At 39.6% G+C, this 7,617-nt stretch carries 7 protein-coding genes and 1 pseudogene; 5 read left to right on the forward strand and 3 right to left on the reverse strand.

The features are described 5' to 3' along the window. Positions 1-1,077 precede the first annotated feature (1,077 nt). Positions 1,078-1,422 carry a bilin-binding protein gene (locus tag D5R40_RS28405; protein ID WP_275670433.1) on the reverse strand — a complete coding sequence of 115 codons (345 nt, stop codon included), beginning with the start codon at positions 1,420-1,422 and terminating at the stop codon, positions 1,078-1,080. A 9-nt stretch (positions 1,423-1,431) separates the two neighbouring features. On the opposite strand from D5R40_RS28405, the pseudogene D5R40_RS28410 reads away from it, so the two are divergent. From D5R40_RS28410 to D5R40_RS28430, 5 genes and pseudogenes are all read left to right on the forward strand, one after another. Continuing rightward, a pseudogene (locus tag D5R40_RS28410) lies at positions 1,432-1,893 on the forward strand (bilin-binding protein); the annotation flags it as partial. Between the two features lie 84 nt (positions 1,894-1,977). Then, complete coding sequence (gene cpeA / locus D5R40_RS28415) at positions 1,978-2,466, forward strand: C-phycoerythrin subunit alpha (protein WP_124146676.1); 489 nt, start codon at positions 1,978-1,980, stop codon at positions 2,464-2,466. Positions 2,467-2,643: 177 nt separating this feature from the next. Next, entirely contained in the window at positions 2,644-3,438 is a 795-nt protein-coding gene (locus D5R40_RS28420) for a phycobilisome rod-core linker polypeptide (RefSeq protein ID WP_124146675.1), read from the forward strand. 233 nt (positions 3,439-3,671) lie between these two features. Then, positions 3,672-4,931: an RNA-guided endonuclease InsQ/TnpB family protein gene (locus D5R40_RS28425; RefSeq protein WP_124146674.1), complete on the forward strand. Its 1,260-nt coding sequence runs from the start codon at positions 3,672-3,674 to the stop codon at positions 4,929-4,931. A 285-nt stretch (positions 4,932-5,216) separates the two neighbouring features. Next, on the forward strand, positions 5,217-6,086 hold the full coding sequence (locus tag D5R40_RS28430; RefSeq protein ID WP_124146673.1) for a HEAT repeat domain-containing protein: 870 nt from the start codon (positions 5,217-5,219) through the stop codon (positions 6,084-6,086). Positions 6,087-6,137: 51 nt separating this feature from the next. Here the strand turns inward: D5R40_RS28430 and D5R40_RS28435 are convergent, their stop codons facing one another. Then, the gene (locus D5R40_RS28435) at positions 6,138-6,749 is read right to left on the reverse strand and encodes a HEAT repeat domain-containing protein (protein ID WP_124146672.1); all 612 of its coding nucleotides are present in this window, start codon (positions 6,747-6,749) and stop codon (positions 6,138-6,140) included. A 135-nt stretch (positions 6,750-6,884) separates the two neighbouring features. Next, positions 6,885-7,355: a transposase gene (locus D5R40_RS28440; RefSeq protein ID WP_124146671.1), complete on the reverse strand. Its 471-nt coding sequence runs from the start codon at positions 7,353-7,355 to the stop codon at positions 6,885-6,887. Positions 7,356-7,617: the final 262 nt, after the last annotated feature.

Genomic DNA, 7,617 nt, shown 5'->3' on the forward strand with positions numbered 1-7,617 from the left:
CTAGTGGACAGCGTTGTAGGCGATCCCTCATCAACTCTTTCTCTTATTCCTATTTAGCATACCTGAATCCTTACATTATACTTAATCATTCGGACATGGTTTTATGAACCTCTTCCATTATTTTTGACAGGGTTATTTATTGAGGTTAAATGTGTTTAAAAAGCTTAATTATTATTTTTTTAAACATCAAAATATTTAGTGTTTTTAACAAAAATATTATTACTGGAATAAGTTCATGTTAAAAACAAAAAATAATGCCACATTTATTTTACAAAAGCTTAAAGTTGAACGAGAGAGTAAAATAGCAATTTTATATGAAAAATAGCACAAGGAAGAAGGAAAAAATCTGGCGTTGTCTGAGTTTTATGCTTTTGATATGTCCGTGCCCTTTGCTTCGAGTTCGATACAAGTAATATCAAATCCGCTGTAATAAGGAGATATTAACAAAAATAAAAACCCTTCTCGATCAAGATTTGGACACTTAGATAACTACCCTATAATCATCGAATTTGCTATAATTAGGCATTGCAAAGTGACCAGTGATTTGATATTTTTGATTGATTTTGATTTTGGATTTAAGAATTGCTAAGAATGATTAATATTAGATTTTTTTAGTCAAAGTATAAACCAATTTTTTGCAGTATCATTCCATAATATGCAACCCCAGTAGACATCTCCTCCACGCATAGGGAGTAGGCAGCTTTGCTGTAGGCAGTAGGGAACCCACCCCTAGCCCCTCCCCCTCCCAGGAGGGGAAATAATTGATAATTTATGTGTGAGAATTGATTTGATTTTTTATTATCACGCCTATGTCTAGTAGTTATACCAATTTGAAAAAAGAATGTTACGAATAGTAAGAGGAATAAAAAGACAAATGCAGGATATTCCCTTTGACAAAAAGGATGATTTCCGAGCTAAAAACTGGTATTGAAGCAATTCCCATACGGATCCTGACTCCTGACTCCTAAGAAATAGCCTAACCATTTGTAGCAAACATTTATCAAATTGGTATTATATTATCTCCCCATCTCCCGATCATCATTTGTAGTCACCACAGTATTTATGCAGCGACACTGGTTAGGAGAAGGAATCAATTAAATAATCTAGATAAACCCAAAATTCTGCTAAAGCTTGAGGAGACATATCTCTGGGGGAACAAGCACGATTCCGTGTATATTGAAGTGCGCTAACATAAGGCGCAGTAGGCAAATTGAGGGCGCGGTAAACTTCGCGCTGGCCAGTAATACCCCAATCATCCAGAGGAGCAGTACTACCAACTACTAAACAATAATTAATTAGTCTCAGATAATGACTTAGGTCACGATAACATTTTTCGATCTTAATTTGAGAATCACAAGGTCCGCCAGGTTTGGTAAGATCGGGGTATTTTCTAAATACCCATTCACTAGCTTCTTTTGTCACAGCATCAATGCTGATGGTAACAAACGTCTAGATGCAGTTAACTCCATTGCTAGTAACGCTAGCTGTATTGTTACTGACTCTGTTGCTGGTATCTGTTGCGAAAGCCCTGGTTTAACTTCACCAGGTGGTGGTGTTTACACCAACCGGAAAATGGCAGCTTGCCTAAGGGATGGGGAAATTATTCTTCGTTATATCACCTATGCTCTGTTAACTGGAGATGCTTCTATTCTCACAGACCGCTGCCTCAATGGCCTTAAAGAAACCTATGCTGCTCTAGGAGTACCCACAGGTAATACAGTTCGCGCTGTTGAAATCATGAAAGCTTGTGCTGTTGCCCACATCAGTAACACGAACACTGAAGCTCAGGCAGGAAGCAAATACAAAAAGATTGATGTGACTGAAGGCGACTGCGCTAGTTTGGTCGCTGAGTGTTCTGGCTACTTTGATGCAGTTGTTGCTGCTATCAGCTAAAATTAGCTAGGTTTAGAGCCATTCAAGCTAATCAATTAACATTTTGACCAAATCTATCTTTGAGAATAGGAGAAACATTCAATTATGAAATCAGTTTTAAGTACAACTGTTGCTTCTGCCGATCTAGCAGGTCGTTTTCCCAGTGGTTCTGATTTAGAATCAGTACAAGGTAGCTTACAGCGTTCTGCTGCCAGACTCGAAGCAGCAGAAAAGTTAGCAAGCAATTATGATGCTGTAGCTCAAGAAGCTGTTGATGCTATTTATAGCAAATTCCCTAGTGGCAGTGGTCGGGATATGGATGCCGAAACTCAGAAAAATAAGTGCAAGCGGGATATCGTTCACTACTTGCGCTTAATTAATTACTGTCTAATTGTTGGTGGTACAGGTCCTCTTGATGAGTGGGGAATTGCTGGAGCACGGGAAGTATACCGCGCTCTTGGAATTGGTACTGATACTTACGTTACTGGGTTAAGCTTCCTTCGGAATCGGGGTTGCGCTCCTCGCGATCTGTCTCCTCAAGCCTTAGGGGAATACAATGGATATCTTGATTACTTAATCAATTCCATGTCCTAATACTCTTTATTGAAAGTATTGCGATATAAAGGTTAGTCTGCTTGTAAGGGTTAGAAGCTATGGGTTTAGAGGTTTGAACTCATTGAGCTAACTACTCCTACTGCAGGCTAACTACGCTGCCTTAAGAGCGAACATAATTTTAAGAATATCAACATCAGGTCTTTAGAAAATAAAGTAATGGGAAAATTAAGCACATCAGCGACTCTAGGTTTGGATGCCTTTGAAGTTGACCCACTAGAACTCCGTCCTAATACCACAGAAGGAGAGCTAGAACAGCTCATCAGGGCAGTTTATAAGCAGGTACTAGGAAACCAGTATCTCATGGAAGGCGATCGCCTCTCTAGTGCTGAGTCTCTACTGCGTAATGGCGACATTACAGTCCGTGAATTTGTTAGGAGTGTGGCTCAATCAAGTCTTTATCAATCACTCTTTTTTCACTCTTCGTCTCAGTACCGCTTTATTGAGTTAAATTTTAAGCATTTATTGGGTCGTCCTCCTCAAGCTCAAGAGGAAATTTCTGAGCACGTTCAGATTTATAACGAACAAGGATACGAAACTGAGATTAACTCGTACATTGATAGTGACGAGTATATTCAAAATTTTGGCGATAATATTGTACCCTATCCACGCAGTATTCGTTCAGTTGTTGGACTGAAAAACGAAGCATTCAACCGGATGTTTTCTCTATTACGCGGCTCTGCAACTAACGATAGCGATAAACGCGCCCAATTAATTTCTTCTGTGGCTGCTAATTTACCAACTCCGATAAAGCCACTGGCAATCGGCAATGGAGCTTCTTATGGTAATACAGAAAAGCGCTTCACAATAGCATTTTCTACCTCTCGATCTCCTGCTAGATTGGGCAAGCTCAGTCGTCAAGAATGCGTAGTCAACTACAGCCAAATGTCTAAGATACTTCAAAATATCCAGAAAACAGGCGGAAAAATTATCAGTATTAGCGAAGTCGCTTAATGTCTCTCGTTTTTTTTACTTAATCCCGGCTGTGTACTGCGTAAGTATTACAGCGCGGGTTTTTTTAGCTAGACCGCCGAGAAGCCTCACGCCAAATCGAAGATTATGGCGTGAGGCTTCTCGGCGGTAAATTGAATGGGTTCAATGCCCATTCAATTTACAAATATTATCCGCAAGTTGTCGCCTTAAAAAACTTGTGTTATTATCTTATGTAGCTTCAAAAATTTTCCACTATGCGCACTGCCTACCAATATAAATTAAGACCCAACAAAGAACAAACCGCAGTCATAGAAATGTGGTTGGAATTGTTGCGTCGGCAGTACAATTATAGGCTGGGTGAAAGATTCTCATGGTGGTCAGAAAACCGTTGTCCAGTTAACGCTTGTCCCTTGGTGATGCCAATCCCTCAACTCAGAGATAATCCAGATTATTACTCTCAAAAAAAAGATTTGGTCAATACCAAAGACAAGTTTCCGGAATACAAGCTAATTCATTCTCAGGTTTTACAGGATTGTATAAAACGGGTAAAACTTGCCTTTGACAGATGGTTTAAGACAGACAAAAATGGACATAAATTAGGAAAACCAAGGTTCAAAGGAAAAGGACGTTATCGTAGTTTTACTTATCCTCAAATCAAGCAAAACTGCATAGAAGAAAACAAAATAAACTTGCCCAAAATAGGCAATATCAAATTTATTCAACATCGACCTTTACCTGATGGTTTTCAAATTAAAACAGTGACGATTAGTCGTAAAGCAGATGGTTATTATATTACTTTATCCCTAGAAGACAAATCAGTTCCAGCTTTAACAACTAAAGTGGAACCAACATTAAAAAACACTCTGGGAATTGATATGGGATTGAAGGAATTCTTAGTCACAAGTGAAGGAGAATCAGTTCCTATACCTCAATACTATAGAAAATCTCAGCAGCGATTAAAGACTCTACAAAAACGTTTATCTCGAAAGAAAAAAGGAAGTAAAAGGTGGTTAAAGGCTGTAAAAACTGTAGCTAAACAACATAAAAAAATTGCCGATAAACGTAAAGATTTCCACTTCAAAACAGCCAATGAATTATTATCAAAAGCGGATGTTATCGCTTATGAAAACTTAAATATTAAAGGGCTAGCAAAAACTCGTTTGAGTAAATCAATTAACGATGCTGGATGGGGTAAATTCCTAACTATTTTGACTGTCAAAGCCGGAAATGCTGGACAGAAGATTATAGCAGTGAACCCCAAAAATACTAGCCAAGATTGCTCAAACTGTGGAAAAAAAGTCAAGAAAGAATTAAACATACGAACTCATTGTTGTCCGCATTGCGGCATTGTCATAGACCGCGACTTAAATGCGGCGATAAATATAAAAAATAGGGCGGTAGGGCATTCCGTCTTTAAAGCTCGTGGAGCCCGACGGGATACCGGGGCTACGAAACGAGAAGCCCACACTATAGCGTCAGCGAGCGTGTGGGAGATGTCACTGTATTTTTATTAGGGTTTGCTGATTAAATCTAAGAGCATTTACAGATAAAGGTAAGTGCCTTTTTAGAAAGAAAAAAAGTGCAGCTTTTTAAGCTTGAGCGACCAAAAAGTTAGTATTTTGGGGTAACTATGGCAAAAAAATAAAGGGATAAATATATCCGACTACCTCCTCTATTGAAAGAAAACCTTCTGCCTTCCTTCCACCAAAGAATAAGTATTCAACCGGACATGATATGACTCCTGACTCCTAAAGAATTAAGATTAATATCATACACTAATTTATCAACGCCGTTTTTTTATGTCTCCAGAAGAAACAGATGCTTTTCTGGCCTCTGCTAGAAAAGAAGTAGTCCAACAAACCTTTGACCCCAACGACAGTCAACGCCTAAAACTTATGGTAGAGTGTCTGGGAGATTCACGGGGAATGGTGCGCTTAGGCTTTGCTGAGACCCTCGGACAAATTGGCAAACCAGCTACTCCTTTCTTGATAGAGGCTCTCGGAAATCACCCCGATCCTGTAGTACGCAGAGCTAGTGCCAAAACCCTCACCCTGATTGCTGACCCAGAAACAGTTTCTCCCTTAGTCCATGCTCTCCTCAATGATGAAGATACAGTGGTTAAAGGATCGTCAGTTGGTGCCCTAGCCAGGATAGGAAAAGCTGCTGTACCTCCATTGTTGGACATTTTAGGGTCAACAGAGTATCCAGAAAGTACCAAAGGTCATGCAGCTTGGGCTTTGGCATTTATTGGACCTGAAGCAAAAGAGTATCTATATCGGGAGATTCATTCTGAAAAAGTCGCAGTTAGGGCTGCTGTGGTAGGGGCGATCGCCAAAATTGCCCAAGATTCAGGGGAGGAAGAGGCTCTGAATATTTTATTGACTGCCCTAAGAGATTCGTCTGAAATAGTACGCACTGAAGCAGCAGCCGTCCTGGGAAATTTGGCTTATAAACCAGCAGCTCCCTATTTGATAGAGTTACTGAATCATCCTACTAGCGGTGAAACTCGCAAGGCAGCAGCTCTATCTTTGATGAAAATTCGTTCCGATAGTGCATTAGTTCCCTTACAAACAGCATGGGAACAGGAATCAGAAGCAGATATTAAGCAGATTATTAAATTGGCAATTACTCAACTAGAGAGGCAATCATCAGAAAACGATTGGGAATAGCTAAATATTAAATAAGCTTAACCTGGCTGAAGCACAGTAGCTTTAGCCTTTTTAACTTCGGTTAGGTTTGAAATTCAACATATCCAAGCGGGATAAAGCACTGATGGCTGTCTCCCGTACATAGGTGTCAGCAGAGGCATCATTGGCTAATTTGGTTAAGACTGCTTTAGAGCGTTCGTCATTAATAGAGCTAACAGCATTGAGAATTGCCACTGCCAAGCCTAAGTTCTCAGTTCCATCTAGGACTTCCAACAAGCTATCTAAAGCAGGCACACCAATGACTCCTAAAGCCATTGCTGAGGCAATATGAACAACGGGATTGGTATCGCTGAGTCCTTTTTTTAAGCCTTCAATTCCTTCAGATGGGAAAGGAACATTCTTATAGTTAATAGCTACCTGAGCTAGAGCTTTAGCACAACTGCTCCTAATTGTTGAATTATCACTGTTGAGCAACGAATCGACTAAAAATGGCACAGTATCTGTCCCGATCGCTCCGAGTGCTTTAACTGCTGCCCGTCGATAGACGGTATCTTCTTCTGCCAAAACTTCCATCAAGTTAGGAATGGTAGTTTCATCACAAGTTTCGACTATTTCCCACATTGCTCGATCACGCAAGTGAGGGTTAGGGTGTTTTAGTTTCTCAAATAAAGAGGATTGTGTCATCACTTTATGAGTAGTTTGACAAATTATAAGTATACCTTAATTGATTGTAATATGAAATACGAAAAATTATGCTACAGATAAAGCTTCTAAAATAAAGTCCCATCCCGTCACGGATTTAATGGTTTGTGGAGTTAACTACTGTAAGACTTGAGATATTAGGTTCCTTAAACTGTCAAGGTTCTCAAACAGTTCCCACTTCAATTGCTTTTTAATTTTTTTGCATAATTTTTCAATCGGATTAACTCGTGGACTGTAGGGAGGTTTAAATAAAAGGATAACATTCTCAGGAATTTCTAATTTTGACCAAGTATGTAACCGTCCATTATCTAGTTGAATTATATGTAGTTCGGCTGGATAGTTTTGAGCAAACCACTTCAGGTACTGCTGAAAGCAAACCCCATCTACATGAGAAAATTCTGCAAAAAAGCTTTCTCCAGTTTCAGGCTCGACTAAGCCATATAACCAGAGATAATCGAAGCACCATTGCTCTATTGCTACAGGTTGGACTCCTCTAGATGTCAGTTTTCTTGCCCATAATGTGATTAAGCCTAATCTCGACTCATGAGGGACTGGGTCTCCCGCGCAGTTTATACGCCCTGTACCCACACCAGTAACTCACCTTTTGATCTCAGGGGGTGACAAGCACCTCAAAACTATTGTGGGGCAATAGTTTCAATGATTATACCTCTGTATAAAATCTGAATTTTTCCTCAATAATAATGATCATCATTTTTAGAGAAGGGGTTGGCACGTGGAGCCTACCAATCCCTTCTCCCCCAATTCAAGTTGATTTTTATCTCAATTGTTGATGGTAGCCATCACTCACATTTTATGGTAGAAAAAGTCGATCCACTTACATAAATAGACC

Origin of the sequence: Okeania hirsuta, assembly GCF_003838195.1 — a bacterium.
In the GTDB taxonomy this organism is placed as follows: Bacteria; Cyanobacteriota; Cyanobacteriia; order Cyanobacteriales; family Microcoleaceae; genus Okeania; species Okeania hirsuta.